13 protein-coding genes are annotated in these 25,583 nt (G+C 56.5%); all 13 read right to left on the reverse strand.

The window, feature by feature from the left end:
• Window positions 1–29 precede the first annotated feature (29 nt).
• The 13 genes from WCS52_13560 to WCS52_13620 all read right to left on the reverse strand — a co-directional run bounded on the left by WCS52_13560 (window position 30) and on the right by WCS52_13620 (window position 25,535).
• A complete protein-coding gene (locus tag WCS52_13560) occupies window positions 30–2,183 on the reverse strand; it encodes a hypothetical protein (protein MEI6168207.1) in 2,154 nt (717 codons plus the stop codon).
• Window positions 2,184–2,222: 39 nt separating this feature from the next.
• Entirely contained in the window at window positions 2,223–4,013 is a 1,791-nt protein-coding gene (locus WCS52_13565; protein MEI6168208.1) for a hypothetical protein, read from the reverse strand.
• 100 nt (window positions 4,014–4,113) lie between these two features.
• On the reverse strand, window positions 4,114–5,646 hold the full coding sequence (locus tag WCS52_13570) for a hypothetical protein (protein MEI6168209.1): 1,533 nt from the start codon (window positions 5,644–5,646) through the stop codon (window positions 4,114–4,116).
• 189 nt (window positions 5,647–5,835) lie between these two features.
• On the reverse strand, window positions 5,836–7,635 hold the full coding sequence (locus tag WCS52_13575; GenBank protein MEI6168210.1) for a hypothetical protein: 1,800 nt from the start codon (window positions 7,633–7,635) through the stop codon (window positions 5,836–5,838).
• A gap of 104 nt (window positions 7,636–7,739) precedes the next feature.
• Entirely contained in the window at window positions 7,740–8,894 is a 1,155-nt protein-coding gene (locus WCS52_13580; GenBank protein MEI6168211.1) for an iron-containing alcohol dehydrogenase, read from the reverse strand.
• Window positions 8,895–8,951: 57 nt separating this feature from the next.
• Window positions 8,952–10,925 (reverse strand): hypothetical protein, encoded by a 1,974-nt coding sequence (locus WCS52_13585; GenBank protein ID MEI6168212.1) that lies wholly within the window; start codon window positions 10,923–10,925, stop codon window positions 8,952–8,954.
• Window positions 10,926–10,965: 40 nt separating this feature from the next.
• Window positions 10,966–13,071 carry a carbohydrate-binding family 9-like protein gene (locus tag WCS52_13590; protein ID MEI6168213.1) on the reverse strand — a complete coding sequence of 702 codons (2,106 nt, stop codon included), beginning with the start codon at window positions 13,069–13,071 and terminating at the stop codon, window positions 10,966–10,968.
• Window positions 13,072–13,174: 103 nt separating this feature from the next.
• Entirely contained in the window at window positions 13,175–15,346 is a 2,172-nt protein-coding gene (locus tag WCS52_13595; GenBank protein ID MEI6168214.1) for a hypothetical protein, read from the reverse strand.
• A 121-nt stretch (window positions 15,347–15,467) separates the two neighbouring features.
• Entirely contained in the window at window positions 15,468–17,099 is a 1,632-nt protein-coding gene (locus WCS52_13600) for a hypothetical protein (protein MEI6168215.1), read from the reverse strand.
• 77 nt (window positions 17,100–17,176) lie between these two features.
• Window positions 17,177–19,552, reverse strand: coding sequence for a DUF4838 domain-containing protein (locus WCS52_13605; GenBank protein MEI6168216.1), 2,376 nt, complete (start codon window positions 19,550–19,552; stop codon window positions 17,177–17,179).
• Window positions 19,553–19,583: 31 nt separating this feature from the next.
• Window positions 19,584–21,914 (reverse strand): DUF4838 domain-containing protein, encoded by a 2,331-nt coding sequence (locus WCS52_13610; GenBank protein ID MEI6168217.1) that lies wholly within the window; start codon window positions 21,912–21,914, stop codon window positions 19,584–19,586.
• A 46-nt stretch (window positions 21,915–21,960) separates the two neighbouring features.
• Window positions 21,961–23,358: an MFS transporter gene (locus tag WCS52_13615; protein ID MEI6168218.1), complete on the reverse strand. Its 1,398-nt coding sequence runs from the start codon at window positions 23,356–23,358 to the stop codon at window positions 21,961–21,963.
• A 233-nt stretch (window positions 23,359–23,591) separates the two neighbouring features.
• Entirely contained in the window at window positions 23,592–25,535 is a 1,944-nt protein-coding gene (locus WCS52_13620; protein ID MEI6168219.1) for a beta-L-arabinofuranosidase domain-containing protein, read from the reverse strand.
• Window positions 25,536–25,583: the final 48 nt, after the last annotated feature.

Below are 25,583 nucleotides of genomic sequence, written 5' to 3' on the forward strand. Positions count from 1 at the left end.
CTCATATCAGGAAGGAAGGCAATATATACCTATCGAATGACGTAAACGCTCCCTGCGCCGCGGGCAAACCAGGCCCCTAACTGGGTTCGAACCGTGACATCATCGAGATAAGCGGCGCCCCGCCCGAAAAGAAGCAGTCGACTCATGAAATCGTTCGTCTGAACCATATGGAACCAGGATCCCGTCTGCGTTATCCCTCCTTGGGTCCATCCGACAGGATCCTCGATAGCCGCCCCTTCATTGATTCGAAGTTGGAACATGTGATTGGTATAATCCTGCGCCACCGTAATCCGGGTCCAACAGGAGGTATCAATCAGCGGGGCATTGGCCAGCGTCAGCCATTCATTCGTTGCGGGTATTCCCGTCATATTCCGGTGCCAGATCACCACCTGCATGTTGGGGTCGATATACATCGAGAACTGGGCATTCGTCCGGATCCCCGCCGGTTCCGCTAGCGGCACCGGCATCATCAGGAGATCCACATAGACACCCACGCCCGTTTCGCTATGGATCTCTGACTGAATGCTATCCTGCACGAGCAGGGTCTTGTTATGATTGGTCAGAATCGGAGGCGTCGTATGCGCCATGTAAGTTGCCAGCTTGGCATTGACAACGGCATCGTTAGTCACCACCCCGGCATTAGCATAATAGTCGGCCGTCCAGGCATTCGTCCCCGCGAGCAGGAACCCATCTGCATAGGACTCAAACGGTTCCTCATAGGGGACCGTGTTGACAAACGAAAGATCATCGACAAATACCACGCTTAAATCCGTTTTGGGATTACTCGCCACCTGGTCTGCATTCGCGCTAACAAACGCCCCCTGCAGGAAATCCAGCGTCAGATCATGAATGGTGTTCCCTGAGGCATGCGCACTGGCAATCCCGGTCAGCCTGACACTCACCTGGGTGGCGCTGATTCGTGTCAGCTCCAGGGTAAGTCCCAAAGGAAGATTAGAGACCGAATAGAGCCCGGTCAGATTGGAGACAAACGCATCACCGGTCAGCGTAATCAGCAGCGGGCTCTGGTTGTTAATCGTGCCAAACGAAAGTTCATTGAAGGCCGAACGGTTGTAAGCCAGGCTGGGAGCATTATTAAAGGTGACCGAAAAGTTGGTGGTGGCACCCGTAATACTCGCCGCCGCCACACTGGCAAAGGCCGGATTCAAGAAGGATAATTCAAGGGCACCCGTCGATTGACTGCTGGTATGGGGCGACGCGTGTCCTGTCAAGGCAAAGGTGACCTGGGTATTATTATTTCGAGTGAGTTGGGCCGTCAGCCCGGCAGGGACATTCGCCACGGCATAGTGCGTGTTGAGCACATAGGGACCTGCCGTAAAGGCATCACCCGTCAGACTAATGACATTCGTGTTACCAATGGTTCCATTGTTGGCCGCAGCCTCAGCAAAATTGGTTCCCGAGCAGGATAAGGCTGTAACCCCTTCGAAACTGATGCCAGCAGACAGCGTAATGTCATCCAGATAGTTCGTCCCTCCATCGCCGAATGTGATTTGCGACAAGATCCCATTCGTCTGAACCATATGGAACCAAGAGCCCGGCTGGCTCCCGCCTCCTGCCACATAACCGGCGGCATCCTCAATCGGGCTCCCATTAACTTTGATCTGGAACATCTGATTGGAATAGTCCTGAATCACGCCAATACGGGCCCAGACGCCGGTGTTAATCAAAGGACTTGCCACCAGGTCCAGCCATTCGTTCGTGGCGGGAGTGAGACGCTGATGCCAGATCACCACATGCTGATTGGTGTTAATGTACAGGGCGCAGTGAAGATTGGTTTTGGACAACGGGTTGATTTCACTCCATGTAGGCATCACCATGAAATCCAACGCCACCGTATCCCCTGCGGTATGCCGGATATCATTATCCACGAGATCCGTGATTCGCAGTACATTCGTGTGGGAGGCATTGGGCAACGGATACGATCCGATGCCCGCATAGGTATTGGTCAGCGCGAACAGAACGGCCCCGGAATTGGTAATAAGTCCGGCACCCCATCGGCTCGAAGACCACCCATTGGTGTCCTGCAGGAAATAGCCGCTGGAATAGGATTCAAATGACTCTGTCCAAGGGACAGAATTGGTATGGGCCGCTGAAGCCCCCTCGACCGCCAGTCCGACACACAACAACCAGAACACGCCCGCCCAACTCTGTGATATATTTTTCATGCCAACCCCCGCCTTGGTGACAACTTAAATGATCTCAGATCATTGGATTTCAAGTATAAATCCCATAACCCGGGGTCGGAGGACGAGGGTATTCCCGCCCTCAACCAGCAACCGATGTGACAATGGACTCAACGCCCAATTGGCGGGTGAGCCGACAATACCGCCCGTGGCCGTAATCAACGTCACTACCTCATCACGCCCGAGGGGACTGCTCAGTGTAAAGGCAGCATTGGCCGGTAAAGACACACTCCCGCCAACGGTCACAGCATTGCCGACCGTATTCGAGGTCCAGGTGAGCACTGCCCCTTCGGATAGGGAAAGCGCACCCGTTATGGTAACGGCACTATCCGCCACCGTCATAGATCCCGCCTGGGTCAAGGCCCCCTCGATCCGTGCCGCCGTATTCGAAAAAAGAATCGCGCCCCCGGCACCCACGGTCACATCACCTCCACGGTAACAGGTCTTGCCATTGATCATTTCCAGGCGATAATAGTTGGTGGCACCCATCTCTGAATCAAAGGTATAGGCCTGGCCGGAGGACGCATTCGTCGCATTATTTAGCCGGAAGGTATTCAGTCCACCGGGAGTGAAGGTCATATTGGCTAACGACGTTCCACTCCAGTTGCCCTTAACATCCACATCCGGCACATCCCGAAAGGCAATGGCACCGCCATTGAGGGTAATCACGCTTGGCCCCGGCGAAATTGAAGGGGTAGCCGTACTGAACTGGAAAACCCCGCCTGAATTGCTGATGACTTGGCTGGCGGAGTCGAGCACCAAGGTGTTGACATCCAGGATCCCGCCCGTAACCAAAAAGGTAACAGCGCCGCCAGTGCTATAGAAAGTCCCCACCTTGGACGCACTGATCTGTCCGCCCGCCATCGTCAGCTTGCCAGTTCCGCGCAACCAGATCTCGCTGGCGAGCCAGGATCCATTTGACACCACCACACCTGGCGTTGACCCATATATCTCAAAACGTGACGCATTACTCGTCACCAGTAGACCGCCCGTCATCAAAAGGGAATGCACAACACCGTACTCACTCGTGCTATCAAAAGTGTTCGTGCCGCCGCTCAACGTCAGTAATGAACCCGATCCTTCTCCGCTCACAGTAAAGGCACTTCCCCTCCACTCCCCGCCTGAAACGGTCATAAAGCCCCGGCCCAAATTACCAACCTGTACAACAGAGCCTGTAGTCACGAGCAATCCACCAGTCATTACGACAGTTCCCGTGTAACCCGCACTATGACCAAAACTGATCTGGCCATAGAAACCTTCGCTTGGAATAGCCGACGCTTGAAACGAGTTTGTCCCTCCGAACAGGTTAATTTTCCCGTTATTCAGAAAAACATTCCCGCACTGCCACCCCCCGCTTATAACAGTGATTTCGCCGCCTAACTCCAGATCGGCTTCGCTTTTGTTCGTGGCACTACCAAGATAACCGCCATCAAGTACAAGGTGGCCCCCAGTTCCCACGTACAATTGGCCCCAAGGGTATGGCTTATGCAAACTCAACGTCGCATTATTGATAATGCGCAAGGTGTTGGTAGCACCACCTACCCCGGACAGGGCCAGAGTATACGCTTCCAAATTCCCCACTGGCGTAGCGTCACTAATCGTCACCGTCTTGCTCGATGCATTATTGATCGTCACAACGCTATCAACAGACGGTGCAATCGCAGGCGCCCAATTGGCACCATCCCCCCAATTCCCATCACTGGAATTGTTCCAAACGGGATTATCGGCGAGCGCCAACAGCGGAAGCATCATACCCCCCGCAATCAAGGTGAACAGTTTCGCAAGAACAGTGTTGATCTGGTTTGTTTTCATGGTTATCCCCTATTCCAATATTAACTTTATGTCTCAATATTAACACGCCCCTCACAACTCGCATATCCGAAATCTACTTATCACGATAAGCTCATTTAAATCATTCCATTCCGAGTTCGAGAATCCCGCCTGAAGATTCCAGGAATATTGTAGCCCCATCATCTTGTGATTTGAGGATTCCTGCGGCAGTGATTCCATAATAGAATCCTCGATGAATATAGGCTATCCCACCCGCCTGGATCATTGGATTGTCAACATGTTCTTTCGGCAGGACCAATCGACAAAGCGTTGTCGAAGCGTTAACAACCAGACTTTTCCCAGTAAAAACAAGGCTCACGCCTGTCCCTGAATCCAAAGTCAAAATATGTTGGGACTCATCCGCGCTGACCGCCAGCCCGCTCCAGTCGAGCTTTTCCCAATGACCATTACGGTTCACTTCAAGATAAGCTGACGCATCCTCCTGATCTTTTCTCCAGAGAAAGCCCTCCACCAGCGGCAGGCTGTCAACCGTCATCGCCTTGTCGTCACAGGTCTTTTCCTGATATCGATCGACATAATCCGCCCGGAAAAGATGTAAGTCGCGGATTTTCAACTGGTCCCCTTCAATGAGCACTCCGGCCCGGTAATACCGGCTACTGTACCAAAGCGACTTACGCGCTTTACCCTGGACATCGTTCTTCGCAAAGACGGCACAAGGAACAGTCTGGTGGAATGACTTCCTATACCAATCTGCAGCCTCTTTCATAGTGCCACAGATGATTTCGCCCCGGGCTCTCAGTTGACTGAAGTACTCAATCTGGAGTTCAAACCCCTTTTTCATCCAGGCCCAGCCGAAACTATTTTCCTGTCCTGTCTGGGCAAATGAATACTCAAAGGGAACATCGCCATACATGTTCCCGACAAACGACTCCAGCCAATCCCTCTGACAGCCATCTTTCCAGACCGGTTCCAGCGTGCAAACCTCCTGCCCGTTGCCACCAATCTTGCTGGCATATTGATCGATGGGACAGCTTCCCAACAACCTGAAGATGGGGACCGGGATCTGGGTTGCCTCCGAGGTCGCGGGAATATAGGCATTAACCTTGGAAGGATAATAGGCCCCATGCCAGAAGCCGCCCCACAGGGAATACCCATCCGTCCCCCATTGATCCCGGCAATTCGCACTCCCGGTAACCCCGTATTTCCGATTCAGGTAATCCAGCGTCACGGCATCAATGTACCACGCCGCCACGGTGGCGGGGTAATACCCGAAGGCCTGATGGAAGACGTCCATGGCCGCATCCGCCAATTTCAACCGGTCTTCTGGGGCATAGCCAACGGAGAGGGAGGCATTGGAATGAGAGTCCCAGTTCGCCCCGGGCCGTCCATTGTACTTTACTCCAGCCTTCTCACAGTGGGCCCGGTTGATCTCGAACCAAACCCCCAACTCATGATCAGCGGGTTTGTTCTTTTTGAAATACTCCACATAGGGGCCCAGCAACATGGCATCCACCTGCATCAGCCAGGTCGCCGGCATGGCCAATTTCCGATGCAGGGCCATCTGCTCCCGGACCGGCTCAAAGAGATCCAGATCCGGGGTCCTGAAATCATCGTAACGGATAAAGTTGAGGAAATTCAGCCATTTCATCTTCATGTTTTCGTCCTGTTTTCTAGCAGTGTATGAAAATGCTGATACGCAGCAACAGCACGGAAGCTTATCACGATAAGCGTTGGCTCAGGAAATCCAGGAGACAGCCTGACAGAGAATCGACTCCAGCAATAATGCGTGGGGCCCAATCTAACCGCTGGAAAGAATACGCTTAACCCCCGCTAACTTCCCCGGCTACTCCCATCGCCAGTGGTTCGCCTTCGGACTGCGCAACACCACCTGCACCTCGGCATCAGGTTTTAAATCGAAATACAGCACCATGTGGGTTTCCCCGTCCACATTCTTCGCCAGGGTATAGGACCGGGCGGTTGTGCTGATCTCTCCGTGAGGAGTCTTGTAGTCGAGGGGCAAACCCCATAACGCAACCGCATACCCTGGGAAACTGGCCTGCGTCTTCATGATCAACTTGATCGACAATCCTGTGTCCTTGGTGAACTTCTGTGACCGAACGAGCATGACGTCCGGGGTTTCGACCGCCGTCATGAAGCTCCCCTTCTCGTTAGTCTGCTTCCGCGTGTAATCGAACCACCAAATCGGATTGGGACATTCCCGTTCGAAGCGGATTTGTTTATCCTGATCCTCTATGAGAATATATTCACAGGACAGCGCATCCTTCAATGGAAGGAAGGCGACCTTGTCGGGAAGCACGGGTGTGGTCCGCATCTTGTGGACTGTCGAAATCCTCGTTCCCCACGGAATCTGGTCCGGGGTATAGAGTACGCCATAATTATTCCATGCCCCCTGTGTCCATACGGCATCGTAGTGCAAATGCTTGGTCCTGGAGGAGAACACCGTTCGTGGCGTCACCTTGAAATGACGCCGGAAATAATCCACCATATCAATGGAGCGGGTGAACGCCAGCTTGTACTTCTTCGTCAGTCCGAATGCCAGCAGGCGTTGATACTGTTCGCAAAATGCCGCCCGCTCCTGGCCGTCATCAACCGCATGGAAGCCGGGCTGGATCCAGTCCCCTACCGATTTTTCGGGGCCACTATATAGTGGGGTGACAAAAACTGGATGCCCATTCATTTCGGCCAAGTTTCGAAACTCATCCATTCCGGCCATCATACACTGTTCAGTCCGGCTAAAACGCCCCTCCCCAGCGCTGTAATGCCAGTCCACCGGCCCAAGAAAATGAAAGGAGCCACAGAAGTCCCATTGATGGGAGACCACCTCGCCACCAGCCGCCTGGTTTACCCTCCGGGAATCATCCGGTGACGCATAATAAAGAAATTCCGGCATGCCAATCCAGGGTGCACAATTCGCCTCCCAAAGCCCGCAGTGGTCATTGATCCCTATTTCGGCCAATGCCCGGGGATAACCGGGATCCTCTTTATGATTCACATCCACGCGGATGGAGCGGTGATCGAGTGAATCAGGCAGAAGCGCCCGGACTTTCGCCATCCCCGCTCCATACACCCGAACCCGCTCCTCGTGGGTGGCAGAAGGCATATCCGGGAACGCCGGCACCACCAGCTCTCCAAACAGCCGGTTTTTCTCCAGTAATTTCCGTCCTACTTCATCATCCTTGGAGAATTTATCGATCGGACACCGGTAATCCAACGGAATCCCCATGCCATTGAACGTCGGTGCCGGATCCAGATCAAAAAACGTGGCAAAAGAGAGCACCGTATAGGTGTCATCAATCACGGCAAAATAGCGGTAGTAGGTCTCTCCACCCGCTTTCCATGCAGCGATATAATTTCCCGCTTTTTCTGGGGTATATGTAATGCCTGCCTGGCCGCCGGCAAACACAAGCGAGGGCTTCTGGAAGGGCAGACATTCCAGCCATTTAAGATCACCGCCCGGCTTGAACGCCAAACCAGGCTCACCCTGTTCAAGGTACTGCGGGTAGATCCTAAGGCCGCCACTCTCGATTCCCGGCGGTAGCCAGAACTTGAATTCAAGCGACTCCCCTGTTTTGACCAGGCGGCTCGTAGTTGTCCACACCGGCACCCTGGGTTTTGTATTCACCGCACCCCCTCCTGTTGCATCACTTCCATCAACGCCACCAGCCCATAAAGAACCACACACTTCCATCGCCAGGATCACTCCAGATATATTCCCCACAATTTTTTTTATTTTGCCTGGCGCAGGATTTCAGCAATTACCACGGATGCCAGCGGGGCATCCCCAAGGAGAATGTCACGCGTCTTCATCCGTTCAGACACACGTTGCGCGGCATCATCGGCATCAATCCCGTAGTCAGAAAGCCGAGTTTTCATTCCCAGGGAATGGAAGAATCGTTCTGTTTTAATGATAGCAAGATCCGCGGCCGCCATATCAGTCGCCACATCACCCACTCCATAAACCCGGCGCGCCAACTGTGCCAGTTTCACCTGCTTTTCGGATTTTGTCTGTCGCCAGAGGGACGGCAACACGATGGCCAGTGACTGGGCATGATCGATCCCGTAGAAGGCCGTTAATTCATGACCGATGAGGTGTGACATCCAGTCCTGGGGTACCCCGCATCCGATCACCCTGTTCAACGCATGGGAGGCCGCCCACATGATATTCGCCCGACCATCATAGCTGGAAGGGTTGACGAGAACCTTGGGGGCCTCCTCCAGAAGAGTCAACAATACCGCTTCCGCTTGGCGCGCCTGAAGCGGGGCATTGCACGGGGGCGCCACATACTGCTCCGTGACATGGATGAAGGCGTCCACAATCCCATTGACGGTCTGCCTCAGAGGGAGCGAATAGGTCGTCTCCGGATCCAGAATGGAAAACCGGGGAAAAACCATTGGGGAAGAAAAAAAGAGTTTTTGACGGGAGGAGGCCCTCGAAATCACCGATGCCTCATTCACTTCCGAACCGGTCGCCGGCAAGGTGAGCACACAGCCGATCGGTAAAGCCGATTTCACCTCACCCCCCTTGGCCAATATATCCCAGGGATCACCACGATATTCACAACCAGCCGCAATGTATTTTGACGCATCCAACACGGAGCCGCCACCGACTGCCAGCAAAAATCCAATTTTTGCATTACGGGCCATGTCGATGGCCCGCATACAGGTCTCATGTAACGGATTGGGCTCAATACCACTAAATTCGCACCAGTTTTTTCCACACAGGGCACTTTTCACCTTGTCGTAAACTCCATTGGTCTTGATGGAGCCCCCGCCATACAACAACATTATCCTGGTATCGTCAGGCAATAATTCCGCTAATCCAGCAATAGACCCGCTGCCAAATACGATCTTCACAGGATTGTAATAACTGAAATTGTTCATAACCCCGAGGCTCCTAAAGGTGATTTTACTGATAGCCCATCTTATCGCGAACGCTTGCTAATTACTTCGTCTCAGATGACTGATCCGGTACAAGTGGATCGCGTACCCGCCCTTGAAGTCATCCTGGATCAGGCCGTTCTCCACAGGGACCGTACGTGACTCGCCCAAGACTTCCGCCGTGGCCTTGCCTGTCATCCCCTTGAGCTGGATCGAAGCCTTGGTGTCACGATGATAGAGGGCGCCCGCAAAGGCATAGGTTGTCCCGGCATGCTTTTTCACCATCACATGCACCGGCGTATGCTTCTCCGAGGAGGTTACGGTCACCGCATCGGCAAGTGTGGGACTGTTCAAAACCGCTGCCAGCTCCGTAATTTGCTTGTTGATCACGGCCACCGCGGCCGCCATCTCCTTATCCTCCAGCAAGCCCGGTTCGATAAAGCTCGGCGCGAACTGGTGGGCAAAATAGACCAGACCACGGGCCCCATGGATAAGAGAGAGCCAGACGATCGACCGGACCTGGCTTGGGGTGGGCTTTACGGACGGGTTCGCCACATGCGTGCATTCGATGCAGGCCCAGATCGGTTTTTCATCCGCCGACCAGTTCCGCAACCGGAGCACCCCATTGGGAACGGTCCAGAGGTTCCCCATCAAATCAAACTGGGTAGTGACCGGATAGATGTCAAAGCAACCAATATCACATCCCTTGAGGTATTCGGGATACAAATCCAACCGGCCGCACATTTCGCCGCGCCCTTCAAACATGTCAAAGGCCACACCACACCCAAGATTGAGGAAAAACGGACGGCTGGGATCTTTTTTCTTCACCGCCTCATACTCACGGATGACCCATTTCGGCGGGATGGGCGGCCCATACCCGGCATAGGGTTTAGCCGGCCCTAAATCCTTGAAGGCGGCCACTTCCGGCCAGGCATCCTTGATCTTTTCCACATCATTGTTCCAATAGGCCTTGAACCCCTGGGCGTTATCCGGCTCATCGCCAAACATCCAGCCGACAATGGTGGATTCCTTGAGATGCTTGAGCCCGACCTCGTTCTGGTCGCAGATCACCTGCATGCCCGCCCCCTTGAGCGCAGCATAGCCCGCTTCGGTGAGCCCGCCGTATTGGCCAACATAGAGATTGACGCCAATTTCCTGATAGCGCTTGGCGTTATGCGCACCCTGGCACCACACGGCAATCGGGAAATAGCTGGGATCCTTATTCAGGCCACGCTCCCATTTCGCATAGGGCGATCCCGACTGCTTTTGCGGGACCGGCTTCATGGTCAGCTCGGCCGGTGGTGGCGCCGGCCAAAGGCGGTCGACCGCCCCGACACTGCCCATCGTAACGGTGACTTCGGACACCCAGAGGGATTGGGCGGCATCCCCGGCGCCCGCCATGAGACGCACGCCATTGAACCCAGCCAGCCGGGTTGCTTTCCAGTTGAATCCACGTTCATTGGCACTCTGGCCATCACAAAGGATTTTCAGGCCATCTTTTTCCGAAAAATCAAACGTCCATTGATGCCATCCCTTCTTGCGGGGAAGGCCGATGAATTGGACCTTATCGGTTGCCCGGTTCACAGCAAGGTCCAGATCCGATGCGGCATAATACTCGACCCCGTTGAGATAGGGTGCATAAATATGCCCCACTAACAAGGCGGGTGCTCCGCCCTGGGAGACGCCCCACATGGCCCCCGCACCGTAGCCCTTGGGATTGGCCGGAACCGTGCCATCATCATACACCCACATTTCAATCGTCCCCACTCCCACCTGATCACGGAAAGGCCACACCACGATTGCCCCGGGCGCCAGTTTCAACGCACCGGATGAACTTTCGGTCCGCTTCATGGATTGGTCGATGGTGACCTCCCCGGTAATCCTCATTTCCATCATGATGGCCGGATCGTAAAAGGCAAAAGTCCGGGGCTTTTCCGGTGGCGACTCCGCGCGGAGCCACGTCCCGCCCACTGCCAGGGCCACCATGGCCAACGCGATCACATTGTGCCATCGCAGAAATGGTGTTTTTTTCATAATCAATCTCCTGCTTTACGTGTAAAGCTTCCAAATAGAATTATTTCACGCCCATAGCCGTAAGTTTGTAGCGATGCACGGCGTAGGGTGCGAAGGCGTCCACGATCACGCCGCCCTTGACCGCCACGGTGCGGTTTTCATAGAGAACTTCCGCCACGCCGTCCGCCGCGCCTTTGACCGTGAGGGTCGCCGCCTCCGGCTTACGGTACATGTTCACTGCAAAAACATAGATGGAGCCATCCTTGGCCTTGGTGATGGCATCCACCCGGCTCCCCTGGGTAACCGAAACCTGGGTGCCGCCGGCGATGGTCGGACTATTGAGCACAGCCGCCAAGGCCTTTACCTCGGCGTTGATGGTGGTAAGGGCCGCGATCATGGGTTTAGAGATGGCGGTCTGTGAGAAACCGCTCTCGATCCCCATATGCTCCTTGAAGAACGCCGCGCTCCAGGAGTGACAGAAGAAGCCGTAGCCAGTAGCACCGTGAACCAAAGCCATCCAGATTTGGGTTTTAACCTCGTCCGGTGTCGGGGCACGCCCCAATCCCTGGATCTGGTTTACCTCGATCCAGGTCCACACCGGGGTGCCGGGAGCGCTCCAGCGCCGGGAACGGTCGATCCCCTTGGCGACCAGGTACATGCGGTCGGGACCGTTGGGCTGGACACTATTGCAGGGGTAGACATCAAAGCTGAGGATATCGCAGTATCTCGCGTAGATAGGCAACTGCTCGGGAGTGGCGGCGCTTCCCACGAAATTTTCCTGGCCCACGGCCTGACTGAGGTTGACATAGAAACGGTGGCCCGGATCCACAGTGCGGGCCTCCTTGAAGATCGCCAGAACCTCCTCAGGGGAGCGAGTGACCTGACCAGTCGCGGGGCTCGAGAGATCCGGCTCATCGCCTTCCATCCAGCCGATGAAAGCCGGATGGTCCTGTAGCCGTGCGGCAAGGTTCTCTGCGTTAAAGACAGCCAGACCAACCAGTCCCTGGGCGTGAAGCAGGTCGAAGAAATCCTTGCCCCGGGGGGACGGGTAGGAATCGCACCCACCGACAAAGGTATTCACGCCCATGGCCTTGAACATCGTAGCCACGCCGGCAGGTTGCAGCCATACCGAGATTGGAAAGAAGTTAGGATCGTCAAGGACGGTCTTGACGAAACGGGGCGGCGGAACACTGGCGGGGTCGATCACCGGCGGCGGACAGGTCGGCTCGACCAATTTGTATTCCTCGGCGACCAGTAGCCTGCCACCGCTCTCCACGGTGCGGACCGTGAAGACCTCGCCGGCCTTCATGCCAGCGGTCTGCGCCTGCCATGGGAGTGCGACCCGCTCGCCAGCGGGAAGGGTAAGCGCCATGGGCTTGCCCACAGCCGCGCCTTCGCTCCGGGACTGGATCGTCACCTGCACCTGTTGCGGGGCGTTGCCGATGTTGCGTAGCCCAAGCCCGTCCACCAGCACACTCCGCCCGTCAAAGGCCAGATCCGGATACTCGGTCGGGGTATTGAACGAACCCTGGAACGAACTGACCTCGATCGGCGTGTTTTGTTTCTCACGGTTAAAGCCAAGGGCCCAGGGACGCCCAAGGTCAAGGGCGTCACCGAAAATAGCCAGGGGAATGGCAACCTCCACCGTCCAGGCATCCTTCTCCCGCCCGGCGACACAGGCAATAGGAAGCCTGCGACCGGCAGTCGGTTCGCCCCATTCATCCTTGGCCCATGCCTTGAAGGCAATCTTGCCCTCGCAACTCACCACGAAGTGCCCGGTGAAGAGCTCCTCCTTGCGGGGAACGATGAAAAGCTCAATGCAATCGTTTTTCCAAAGGGCCATTCCTTCGTTGGCCGTCACCAGCGCCTTGAGATTGTCATCATAGCAGCGCGCGGCGAAGTAGAGGTTCGTCGCATCACGTGCGACCCAACCCTCGGTCTGGAAACGCACCCCTTTGCCAAAGGCAAAGTCACGCAAGGGTTGCGCCTGTTTCCAGGCGGCATCGCCGAGGTCGCCGTCAATCTGCGGAGCTGCCCTTAGCAAAGGTGCGGCCAGGGTGCTGGCGGTACGGCGCGGGACAAGATCATCCGCCGCCTGAAGCACGGGAGTGGCTACCAGGGTAGCAGCAAGAACGACTGACGCCTGAAGGAACGGAATGATGTTCACAATCGATCTCCTGCTTGATGTTTTAGTGCTTAGATCCAGAATCTTCTCTTGATGATCATGACTTTACGTGAATTCCATCAGTCAGCAACGACGAGATGACTTATCACGATAAGGAGACCGCTTCAATCCATTCCACACCCCCGATGTGGTCACACCGGGCTTTACTGGAATGGCGCGGATCCATGCCGAGAATCATGCCCGCCAGGGAAATCACCGGTATTCCAGCCCAGCCGTGACACTGGCTGGTTTCGCCACTGAACGCTTCCCATGTGGTGTCGGCTCCTGCCTCCACCATGGGGCCCCATTTTTCAAGAATATCGGCGATGATGGCATCGCGACGACCCAGGCGGGCCAGCGCCTGGTGAACGTGGAACTGTCCGAACGGCGAAGCGGGAATCACATCATCCGTGTGCTGCACGCTGAACGCCTGAAACCGGTCCCAAAGCTTGGCGATTTCGACGGGATCATGCAGCCCGGCGCACACCGCGAGAGCATGCCCCATCACGCTGAAGGTGCGCGGAGCTCCCTCCCGGTCGGGACAATCACGCAGGAGCCCGGTCGCCGCATCGGTGAACTGTTCACGAATGACCGGTTCCAAGGCACGGCGGTCGGCGCGGACCCGTCCGGCCTCAGCCGGACGACCGGTGGCGTCAAAGCAAGTGGCCATGTCGTCCAGGAACAGAAGATAGCGGAGATTCTGAACCACGAACGGCACTTTAAACTGCCAGGAATGGAGCCGGTGGCACAGCGGATTGTCCATCCAGTTCATGACCGGCGGCGTATTGATAAACAGCAGCCCGTCCGGATCGCGATTACGCAGGAACCAGCGGTGAAGCATTTCGATATTACCGGAAACCTCTTCAAACAGGGAGCGGTCGCCCGTGAACTCCGTATATTCCAGAACGGCGCGCACCCATTCCATCGACTGCGTGGGATATTCCTCCCAGATCGGGGAACAGCACCACATACGCCCGGTCGGATCCTGCATGCCGATATGCTGGCGGAGGACACCGCGCACCAGATCGCGGTCGCCGAAAGCATAGTGATTGATCAGCGAAATGCGTTGCACGTCACCGATCCACTGCCGCCGCTCACGCCATGGGCAATCCATGATGTTGTCGTGCATACAGCGGTGTGCCGCATTCATACTGATCTCCACAATGCGCTCCAACGTCTTGTTCGAAGAGGTGACCTTCAGCCGCCGCTGCACCGGATATTCCTCACGCCTATACCGCAGACGGGACACCTTTACCGGCGCAGTCAGATTACGGAAAGTCAGCTGCATAAAATGACCCGCCAGCCAGTCCCCGGGAACGATCCGGTTGAAACCGCCCGCAAGGATGTGGCGATCGGCGGTATAGACACGCGTCTTGCGGACATCGAAACGCCCGTTGATCAGCCGCTCCTCCCAGACGATATCCACCACCGCTCCGGCCGGGCCATCCAGCTCGATTTCCGGCCGGCCGTTCAAGTACTCCCCAAACGTAAACAGGAGGGCAAACGCGGTTCCGGCAGATTGCGCAGGAACGACAAACGGAGAATGGCCATCCCAGGCAAAAGGCTGAGGGATAATTTCCTCTTCCGAGACCGCCAAAGCGGGAATAGGATTGTCCCGGCTGCGGTCGCTGACGGTCCCGGCGAGGATTACCTGCAAGCGGGCTTCCCCGCAAGGCAAGGCCTTGGAGAAAGGCCGCGGCTCGACGGCGGTGAAACGGACGCCGGGCCAAGGCAGGGACTCCGGCGCAACAAAACCGGACTCATCTTCAGGATACGGGAAGCCCGCCGGCAGCAAACGCCGGTCAACGACCTCGACCTGATCAAGATTCAACCATTCACTGCGCCGCTGGTTTCCGACCCACGCCTTCAGCTCCAGACAGCGCCAGCTGGCGTCGGAACCGGTGGTCGCGTCATCCAGGACCAGTTCCGCAAGCAATCCCGGATCTTTTGGAACCGAAGCGCTGGAGGGAATGCCGATATATCGCGCCACGATCGCCAGACGATTCAGACCCGGCTTAAGCGCCGACCGGCAATCGAAAGATTCGTAGTAATGTTGATGCGGATAGGAATTGGGTGATGTCCGCCCGATCTCCTGCCCGTTCAGAACAATCCGGGCCGAACTTTCCACCGCGATATACAGGGTCGCGTCCTCGGGAACGGCGACCAGCTCGAAATCCTTGCGGAACAGCAAATGCAGATTTGGCTCCCGCCGGTCACGTGGCCATATCCAGCTTGCCTTCCAAAACCTCGGCAAAATCTGCTCCGCATGCTTGCTCATTTCTCCCGTCACATTTAATGGGAATTTTCAATCAGACTGGAACAGTATTCAGACGATGAAAAACCCTGGACATCGATCCACTCGACCGCCGGATCATCAAGATTAAGCCTTAGATCTACGTTTATTCAATCCGGATGGTCATCGGATAGGCCGGCAATCCTTCACGGCTGAACACATTGGCCCACATCACCCGTCCATCCGAGACATCGGCGTAGCTGACCGTCTTTGCCGCGGCCAGGGAAGGCCCCGTCAGGATGATTTCGCTCCCCTCAATGCGTGCGGCGACCCAATCCGACTTTCCATCGGCATCGGCCACATAGAAGCCCTGGGGGGGCTTTCCGCCGAGGGCCACCATGCCTCCCGAGGCATATTGATAGCGAAGGCGGACCTGAGCCCCCTCCCTCTTGGCTGAAACCATCATCGGCCCAAACCATTCACCCGGCTTCCCATAAACCTTGTGGAGAGCTGTCAGGAAAAAACGGAAGCCGTATTTGTCCTTGTCAGGAGGATGGAGCGCGGCCTGCAAATCCCGGGCGGTCGCCATATAACAGCCGGGCAGCGCGTGCATTCGACCCCACACATAGGACCCCTTCTCAAAAGATTCAAACACAGGCCCGGCCTTGGGGGCTGCCGGAGGAAGATCCTTCAGGGCGATCGGCGTTGTCTGGGTGGGGTAGGTGGCATTCGTAAAATCCAAATCGCAGATGGTGGGGCCCCACGCTCCGCCCTTCTCGATGAACACCACGGGCAGATCATAGCCAAATCCCTTGCGCCAATGATCCAGGATGATGCTGAAATAGATGGCGTAATCTCCGGTGAGCTGATAGCCGACTCCCGACTCCCCATGATCCCAGAGCAGGCCTTTGAACACAAACGGCATGGTCGGCGCGATATGTGTCACATGATGGTTCCCGACAATTCCTTCAATGGGTAGGTCTGGTCTCTCCCCATGGAAAGGATGCCAGTGCTGAGTGAGCGGCAAGCCCCTGGCTTTCTCCGCTGCACATTGGGCCTCCCAGCCGGCAACCAGCTTCACCCTGTCAGCAACCCAGGCAGGATAAGAGCCGGACTTGAAGGCCTGATAATCGGGTGCTGTTCTCGGATCATTTTCAATCCACGAGGGTAGCATCCAGTTGCTCAGCGGGGATCCCCCCACCGCCATGTTGATGAACCCGACGGGAACCTTGAGGGCCCGATGCAGCTCGCGGCAAAAATAGTATCCGGTCGCTGAGGCTTTGGCCGCGACTTCCGGGACGCAGCGATTCCAGGCATCTTGCGAGAAATCCCCGGACACCGAAGCCCCTCCGCCCGCGAAAGCGGCGGAATAGAGCCGGATTCCCGGATGGTTGGCAAGGCCGATCTCATCCTTGCTGACCACATAGTCCTTCAGCGGAGTGTCCATGTTGGATTGGCCGGATCCGATCCAGACCTCGCCCACGACGACATCCTTGAGAACTTTCTGTGTGCTGCCCGACGCCACCGACAAATCGATCCCGTCAAATGCACCCTCGTCGGCTTTGGGCGTCTGAAGTCTCACCATCCATTTCCCGGCAGGGTCCACCACCCCGGATGCCTTGGCCCCTCCATAGGAAACCGCGACGGTGGCTCCCGGCGTTCCCGTCCCCCAAACCGGAACGACAGCATTCTGCTGTAAAATCCCATGGTCTGAAAAAAGGGGGTAGAAATTCAATTCCGCCGCCCATGACAGGGACAGGCTCGCCGTCACCAATAAACATCCAAGAATTGTTTTCATGTAAAATCTCCTCCTATGTTATCGCGAAAGACTGAAATGTTATGGTCCAATTCTACTTCTGAAGACTCCTCCAACCGTCAGGGTTTGGCGGCAGGCACTTCCTGCAACCAGAGGCAGTCGAGATACACCAGCACCTGGGTCGGATTGGGCGGCGCGAGGGCGATGAAGAACCCCATGCCTCCTTCTACAGCGACGAACTGGCCGGCTTCCACCACTTTGAACTTGCCATTCTCGAGCTGGCTGCCTTTGATCCTGGTGCTGAAGTGGGCCTTGGTGTCAGGTTTCCAGATACCGCAGAGGGCGATCTCCTCTTCCGGCTTGAACTCCGCGGGGACCTTGAGGCGGAGGAACACCTTGTAGGTCTTCCCGACCTCTGCATCCAGCGGGGTGCTGAAGGTGTGCCCCCACAGCCAGCCGACGCTGCTGACCTTGACGACCCAGCCGTCCGTGGCGTCAGGCTCCTTCATCCAGTGTCCAGATCCCGGCGTGTCCATCTGGCAGGCCTGGACGAGGCGGTATTTCGTCGGATCCACCCCCTTGAGCTCTTCAGGGATTGGTGCGCCGCGGCTCCCGTAATCCGTAACCCAATCACACACCGGACCAATGCTTTGGAACTCGCCGATCTGCACGACGGACGACTCCTTGACGCTCTTGTTGAACGCCTCGGCCATCGCGGGAACGGTGATCGGAATGGCTTTGCTCGTCACAGCCCAAGTCGAACTCTGGGCGCCACGCGTCAGCAGGACATGCTGGAGCGGAAGATGCGCGTGCCGGGCGCGCACGGAATACACCGGATCGCCGGCCACCGCCGCCTCGGCCTCGCGCAGGATCTTCTCCGCCTCGGCCACCGTCTCCGGGGAGAGCCAATAGGCGTCGGACAAGCCGCAGTTGATATTGGAATCGAGATCGGGATGAGCCCGGCCGTAAGCGTGGATGAGGTCGATGTATTTCTTGATATGGCTGGCGGCCGGGCCGTAATAGCCATCGACGAATTCATTGATCAAGGCCGGCCCGTTGGCGTGTTCCGGGTCCCAGGCCGCACGAGCCAGCACCCACATCCTCAACTGCGAGAACTCCGCGCCTGGGGTGGTGTGACTCCCTTGATACAGGATGCCCTTCACATTGTTCTTCACATAGAACTTGGTGTTCTCGACAATGGCATCGAGGTTGGGATTGGGCAGCAGATAGTGATAGAAATTGACGGTGTAATCCCAGATGTAGATTTTTTTCGTGATCTTTCCCCAGGCCACGAGGTCGTCGGCAAAATCCCTGTTCCCCTTCGTGGTCCGCTCCTCGATCGGCCGAATGAAGCTGCAGCGGATGCTGCACAGCGTGATGCCGACATTGTGGCGCGGCTTGATGGTCTTCGGCGGTTTCTGCGACCATTCATAGGCCGGCGCCATGACCAGCATCTTGGGAAATTCCTTTTCGATCGCTTCCGCGATCTGGTTGGCCAGCAACAGACCCGGCCCGGACAAGCCCTCGGCCTCGGCTACGCCCGTGCACTTCTCGCAGCGGCAATATCCGAAGTTGTCATCCTGCCCCACGACGATGAACGAGTAATCTGGGTTTTCACGCAGTTCCCTGAGCGCGTTGGCGGTCATGATCTCCACCACTTTCGGATTCATCGGGCAGGGCTGGGTCCCCTCCCTCTTCCCGTTGATCAGCGCCCAGAGCTCGGGGTGCTTCTCGAAAGTCCCGTCGAGGTTTCCGATCGGACGCATCAGATAGCCCCATGAATGAACAAGATTCTGCGAGAATTTCAGCTTGCCGCCCCAGTCCTCGCTGTTGTCTGAAAAATTGAATCCGTTCAGGCGCATCCGGGTATATTGATAGCCGCCGTGATCCTGCAGGCGCTCGGCCGGGAGCCAGACCCACTGGCGGTCTCCATACAGCATGTCCCTGTATTCGAGAACCGGCACCTTGCGCTCGTTCATAGGCGCCGCCTCCAAGGTTTTTTTTGCGGGAATGTCGTGGGCGCCGACCGCCCACCAGCGGATGCCCAGCGAGTAGAGAAGATCATTGGCCGCGTACAGCGTGCCCCGCTTCTCCCCGCCCGCCACCACCAGCGTGTTGCCCTTGGTCTGCAGGACATAACCATCTGTCCCCAGGCCGTCGAGACTGACCTCCGGGCAGAGTGCCTTGGCGGTCCGGTTGCCCAGCACGATGCGATTGGGCATCTTCGAGAGTTTGGCCGCAACCGGATTCAAAATCTCCACCTCTGCCCCGGACATTAGCTTCAGGTATCTTTGCAACTCGGTGGAGGCCGTCTTTTCGGAAATACTCACGCCATCATCGACCACGATAATGCAGGTGGGAACGCCATCTTTGACTAAGCCCAACGAAGCGGCTGGTTCCGCCACACTCATCCCGCTCCCGGAGCCATGGAGACGGCTCCCCGCTACCAATATACCCAACACTCCCGCAACAATCGCTTTTCTTACTGTTTTCATAGTCTGAATAGCCTTAAGAGTTTTCCAGGCCTCATGGCTTGGCCGCGGGCACTTCCTGCAACCAAAGACAATCGAGAAGTACCGACGGCAGGGTTTGCGGCGAGGCCATGCACATAAAGAATTGCATCCCCCCCTCCGTGGCGACGAATTGGCCGGCCTCCGCCACTTTGAACTTCCCCGGCTCGAGCTGGCCGCCCTTGACGAAAGCATGGTAGTGGGAGGCCGTGTTCGGCTTTTGGACACCGCACATGACGACATTCTCGTCGCCCTTGAGCTCTGGTGGAGCCTTGAGGCGCAGGAAGACCTTGTAGGTGCTTCCAGCCTTGAGATCCAAGGGGGTGTTGAATGTGTGTGACCAGATCCAGCCGCCATGGCTGATGCTCATCCCCCAGCCATCCGTGGCGTCAGGGTCTTGCTTCCAGTGGCCGGTGCCGGGATTGTCCATCTGGCAGGCTTGAAGCAGTTTGAATGTCGCCGGGTCGACGCCCTTGAGCTCCGCCGGAACCGGGGCGCCGTGGCTCGCATAATCGGTGACCCACTTGCACAGCGGGGCGATATCCTGGAACTCGCCGATTTGGAAGATCCCGGAATCCTTGACATTCTTATTGAACGCTTCGGCCAACAGCGGGAGGCTGAGCGGGGCGGACTTGTTCGCCACCTCCCAGGTCGAGCTGTGCACGCCGCGCTTCAGCAGGACATATTGTATCGGGAAATGCGCGTGACGGACGCGCTTCGAGAAGACCGGGTCTCCGGCCACCGCCGCTTCTGCCGCCTGCAAAATCGGCTCCGCCGCCGCCACGGTTTCCGGGGAAAGCCAGGGGGACCCCGACAGGCCTCCGCCGATATTGACATTGATCTCCGGATGGGCCCGTCCGTAGGAGTGAATCAAGTCGATGTACTTTTTGATATGGCCCGCGGCCGGGCCGTAATAGCCTTCCAGGAACTCGTTGATCAGGGCCGGGCCATCGGCTTTTTCCGGGTCCCAAGCCGCACGCGCCAGCACCCACATCCGCAACTGCGAAAACTCAGCGGACTGGGTGGTGTGACTCCCTTGGTACAGGATGCCTCTCACGCCATTCTTAACATAGAACTGGGTGTTCGCGACAAGCACATCCAGGTTGGGGAAGGGCATCAGGTAATGATAGAAGTTGGTGGTGTAGTCCCAGATATAGATTTTTTTCGCAATCTTTCCCCAAGCGACCAGATCGTCGGCGAAGATCTTGTTCTGCTCGGTGGTCCGCTCCTCGATCGGGCGGTTGAAGTCGCAGCGGATACTGCACAGCGTGATGCCGACATTGTGGCGGGGCTTGAGATTCTTCGGTGGCTTCTGCGACCACTCATAGGCCGGGGCCATCACCCAGACCTTGGGAAATTCCTTCTCGATCGCCTCCGCGATTTTGTTGGCAAGAATCAGCCCCGGTCCGGCCGGGCTCTCCTCGGCCTTGATCACGGCGGCGCAGTCGTCGCACGTGCAGTAGTTCATGTTGTCCTCCTGACCCACGACAATGAACAAGTAGTCGGGATTCTCGCGGAGCTCCTTAAGCGCATTCGCCGTCATGATCTCCACCACCTTCGGATGCATCGGACAGGGCTGGGTCGCCTGCCGTTTTCCATAGGTGAAGGCCCAGTACTCGGGATGCTTCGCAAAACTCCCGTCCAGATCTCCGACCGGGCGCATCAGGTAATTCCAGGAATGCACCAGGTTCACGGAAAACTTCAGGCGTCCGCCCAGATACTCGGGACATTCCGAATAATTGAAGCCATTCATATGGACGCGGGAGTAATACGAAGCGCCAAACTCGTGCTGGCTCACCCACTGGCGGTCGCCGTAAAGCATGTCCCTGAACTCGACCACGGGAACCTTGCGTACGTTCATGGGGCCCGTGGCAATGGTTTTCTTTGCCGGAATGGTGTTGGCGTCGACCGCCCACCAGCGACAGCCCAACGCGTAGAGCACATCGTAGGCCCCATAAAGCGTGCCCCGCTTCTCCCCGCCCGCCACCACCAGCGTGTTGCCAGTGGTCTGCAGGACATAACCATCTGTCCCCAACCCGACCAGGTTGACATCCAAACCAAGCGCTTTGGCTGTCCGTCCTCCCACGACGATGCGGTTCTGGGCCTTGGACGGTGCCGCCTTTTCCGGAGTAAGCGTCTCCACCTCGGCGCCGGACATCTGTTTCAGGTATCGTTGGAGTTCGAAGGCCGCATGTTTTTCGGAAATGCTCACGCCGTCATCGACCACGATGATGCAGGTGGGCACGCCATCCGCCACCAACGTCAGGGCCTCGGCGCCATGGAGACGGCTCCCCGCTACCAATATACCCAACACTCCCGCAACAATCGCTTTTCTTACTGTTCTCATAGTATGCCTTACACGAATTTTATGCCGTAACCTTACTTAGCTGTGATTATTGAATCGCCGCATGGCGGGCATCGAGTTTGGCTCGTACTTCATCCATGCGCTTCTTGGTCAGCGGGAAAAAGCAATACACCGCAAAGGTGAGAATGGCGGCCGTGATCATCGGACCAAACGCATAGAACCGCATCTTTTGAATCACTTCAGGCGCCTGCTGAATGAGATGCTGATCAAATCCGGTCTTGACCAAAACATAGCCGCCAATACCGGCACAGAGGGAGGATTCAATTTTCGTGATGAACGCCATCACGGCCGCAAAGAGACCCTCCCGCCGCTCCCCATGCTCCAGTTCATCCACATCACAAATATCGGGCATGGCCGAGGCCAAGAGGTTTCCACTGACAATGCCCATCGGCATGAATAAGAGGGTCCAGGCGAACCAGATATAGACATTCCCCGGCTGAAGAACAAAGGGCAAGGCCAGAACCGACAAACACCCAAGGCCCGCGCCAATGATCAACCCGCGGCCCTTCCCCAGCCAGCGCGTGACCGGGACCGCCAACGGGATCATGAGAAAGCTCAAGGCAAAGGTAGCCAACCCGATCCATCCGGCGATCACCTTGTTGAACAGCTCCTTGTCCCCCTGACAAACACTATAAATCCCGATGTAGGCAATCATGCCCCCACCCACCCCATTCCCCAGGACGGAAATAACACGGGCCACCAAAATCACTACGAATGCGCGATTCCTCAAAGTCTCCTTGATCGCCTGCAAAATGGGGACATGTGTCTTGTTGATATTCTGGAAACGTTCCCGGGTGGCAAAGACTGAAATCAACCCCACCACCAGGATAATGGCGGCCATGCCCAACGAAATACAACGCATTCCAACAATTTCACCCGCATGACCCGTTCCGAAGAAGGGACGCATGGCCAGCCAATAGGTGAAACCACCGGCCAAGCCACCCACGCTGAAATACCAGTTCCGTACGGCCATCACCTTGGAGCGCTGTTCATAATCATCGGACATTTCATAACCTAGCGCCACATGCGCCATTTCGAAAATCGCCAGATTGACAAGCAGCAAGGTGGAAAAGAACAGCAGATAGATAAACCCTTTCCAGTCCTGCACCCAACTCAGCGGCATCCACCAGATTCCCGCCACCAGGAAAGCGCCCAGCAGGGTGCCTGCAAAGATGAAGGGTCGACGGCGTCCCCATCGGGTATGCGTGTTGTCCGACAACCGTCCCAACACCGGATTAACCACCAGATCAACAAATTGAGGAATCGTCATGGCCAATCCCACCCAGGCCGGACTCATCTCGTAGGAGGTGATGAAGACAATACTCATGAACGAGAACATGATCCCGGACATGAAGTAGTTGGCCAACGCCCCACACGCCCACAGATGGATCCGCAAATTCGACGCGGTATATGCTTTTGCAGCCATGGTATCTGTTTTCTCTTTCCAAAATAGGCACCTGCCCAACGCGAAAACAATACAGAAGAAGATCCAACCAAGCCACCCACTCGTAGCTTATCACGATAAGCAAGCGATGGCGCCGGAGGTGCACCTGGGACTTGAAGCCCAGGCTATTGCCTCCAAAATCAGGCGCTATTTTCCCCGCGTGTCCAAATGGCGCTCACGCTTGAGTTCTTCATGCTGCAACAGAATATGCAGTTTTATAGCCCATCATCCCGGATCCAAACCTTCATTTCGCCGGGCTTACGGTTGGCCCAGACGGCGTAAGGTATCGCCTTGAATGCGACTGGCCTGCGGGGTGTCTTGCCTACCTGATAGAGGGCACCATCCCACTTTGAGGAATCACGCCGGGTCATCTTACCGGTGATAACCCCCACGCCGCCCAGCAGACTTGATTCAAATTTCGCCGTCAGCCGGGCCTTGCGCGGCAGGATCAAATCACTCAGATCCCGACCGTTATCCACCTCTTCCAGGCAATAGACCACCGGGCCCCGCTGGAGTGCCACACAGGCGCCATCGTGCCGGACATGCGGATGGGCCTCGACCCGTTCCACCGGCATGGGCAACATCAACTCGATCCGATCCCCCGCCAGCCAGCGGCGATCGATGCTGGCATATCCTTTGATCGTCTTGACTGGGACCAGCTTGCCATTCACCTTCAGTCGGGCATCCCGGCACCAGCCGGGAATACGCAGCTTCACAGCAAAGGCCGCGGGCGCTTCAGGCCGCACGGTTACCGTCACCTTGCCATCCCAGGGGTATTTCGTCTTCTGCTCCAGCACCACCCCCTGTCCATTGACCGTCAACTCACCCCGACCCGCCACATAGAGGTTAACCCAGGCTTCTCCCTTGCCCTGGGAATAGATATAGCCGCCAAAAGACGACAACAGGCGTGCGATATTCGGGGGGCAACACGCACAATCGAACCAGAGACTGCGCCGGTAATGATAATCCACATCATGAATGGGTCCCATCCGGTCGATCCCGGGGTCTACCCCGGGATGCGACTCCAGGGGGTTGGCGTAGAAAAAGTGATCCCCGTTCAGGGCGACACCACTGAGGACGCTGTTATAAAGTGCCCGTTCCATGACATCCATGTAGCCCCCGTCCGGATCCAGATGAAACATCCGGTGCGCCAGGAAAACCAGGGAGATATTGGCACACGTCTCGTTGTAGGCGGTCTCGTTAGGCAAATCATAATCGAAGGTGAATCCTTCATTCCGCCGGGTTGAGCCTATGCCACCCGTCACATGCATCCGCTTGGTGGTCAGGTTTTCCCACAACCGTTTCAACGCCCGCACCAGGGAGGGATCCCCGGTTTCCGCCGCCACATCGGCCATTCCGGAAAAATCATACATGGCCATGACGGCATGGCCCACCACCTTGGCCTGGTCGCGCAGGGGTTTATGAGCCTGATACCAGCTGTATTGCCAACTGTGCTCCCAGCCCGGCTTGGGATCCTCGCCCCGTGCCTTCGCCTCGATATCGTAGTAGTGCGGCGACTGTCCCCTCGCATCGACAAAGAACTTCGAAAGATCCAGATAGCGCTTGTTCCCGGTGGCCCGGTAGAGCTTTACCAGCGCCAACTCAATCTCCGGGTGTCCGCCATAGCCGGCCTTTTGCCCCTGCCCTGGCCCGAATACCGTGGCAATATGATCCGCATAGCGGCACATGATATCCAGGAACTTGCGCTTACCCGTCGCCTGATAGTAGGCGACAGCCCCCTCCATCAGATGGCCGGCACAATACGGCTCATGGAGATCCTTGACATGTGTCCATCGCTTCTCAGGCTCCACCAGCGAGAAATGGGAGTTAAGATAGCCATCCGCACATTGCCCCTTCTCCATGAGATCAACGGCGGCATCAATCTTTTCCTCCAGTGATTTATCCGGATGGGTCGCCAAACTATAGGAGGCGGCTTCAATCCATTTGCCGACATCGGAATCCCAGAAGATATGCGGCTCATTAGGCTCTCCCTTTTTCCAAGTCCACGCATCAATTCGCCCCGTCTCCTTACACTGCTTGTACTCCATCGGCAGGGTAACGCGCCGGTTAGTATCCTGCCGGGGAGCCCAAAACCCATCCTGTACTTTAACCTTGGTAAATGAAACCGCTTCTAATTTACGTAAACCGCTGTTTTTCATGGTCGTTCTCCCCAAAAGATCAATCCCAGTTTATGACAGGACAATTTC

Source organism: bacterium (genome assembly GCA_037128595.1).
Lineage (GTDB): Bacteria > Verrucomicrobiota > Kiritimatiellia > CAIKKV01 > CAITUY01 > JAABPW01.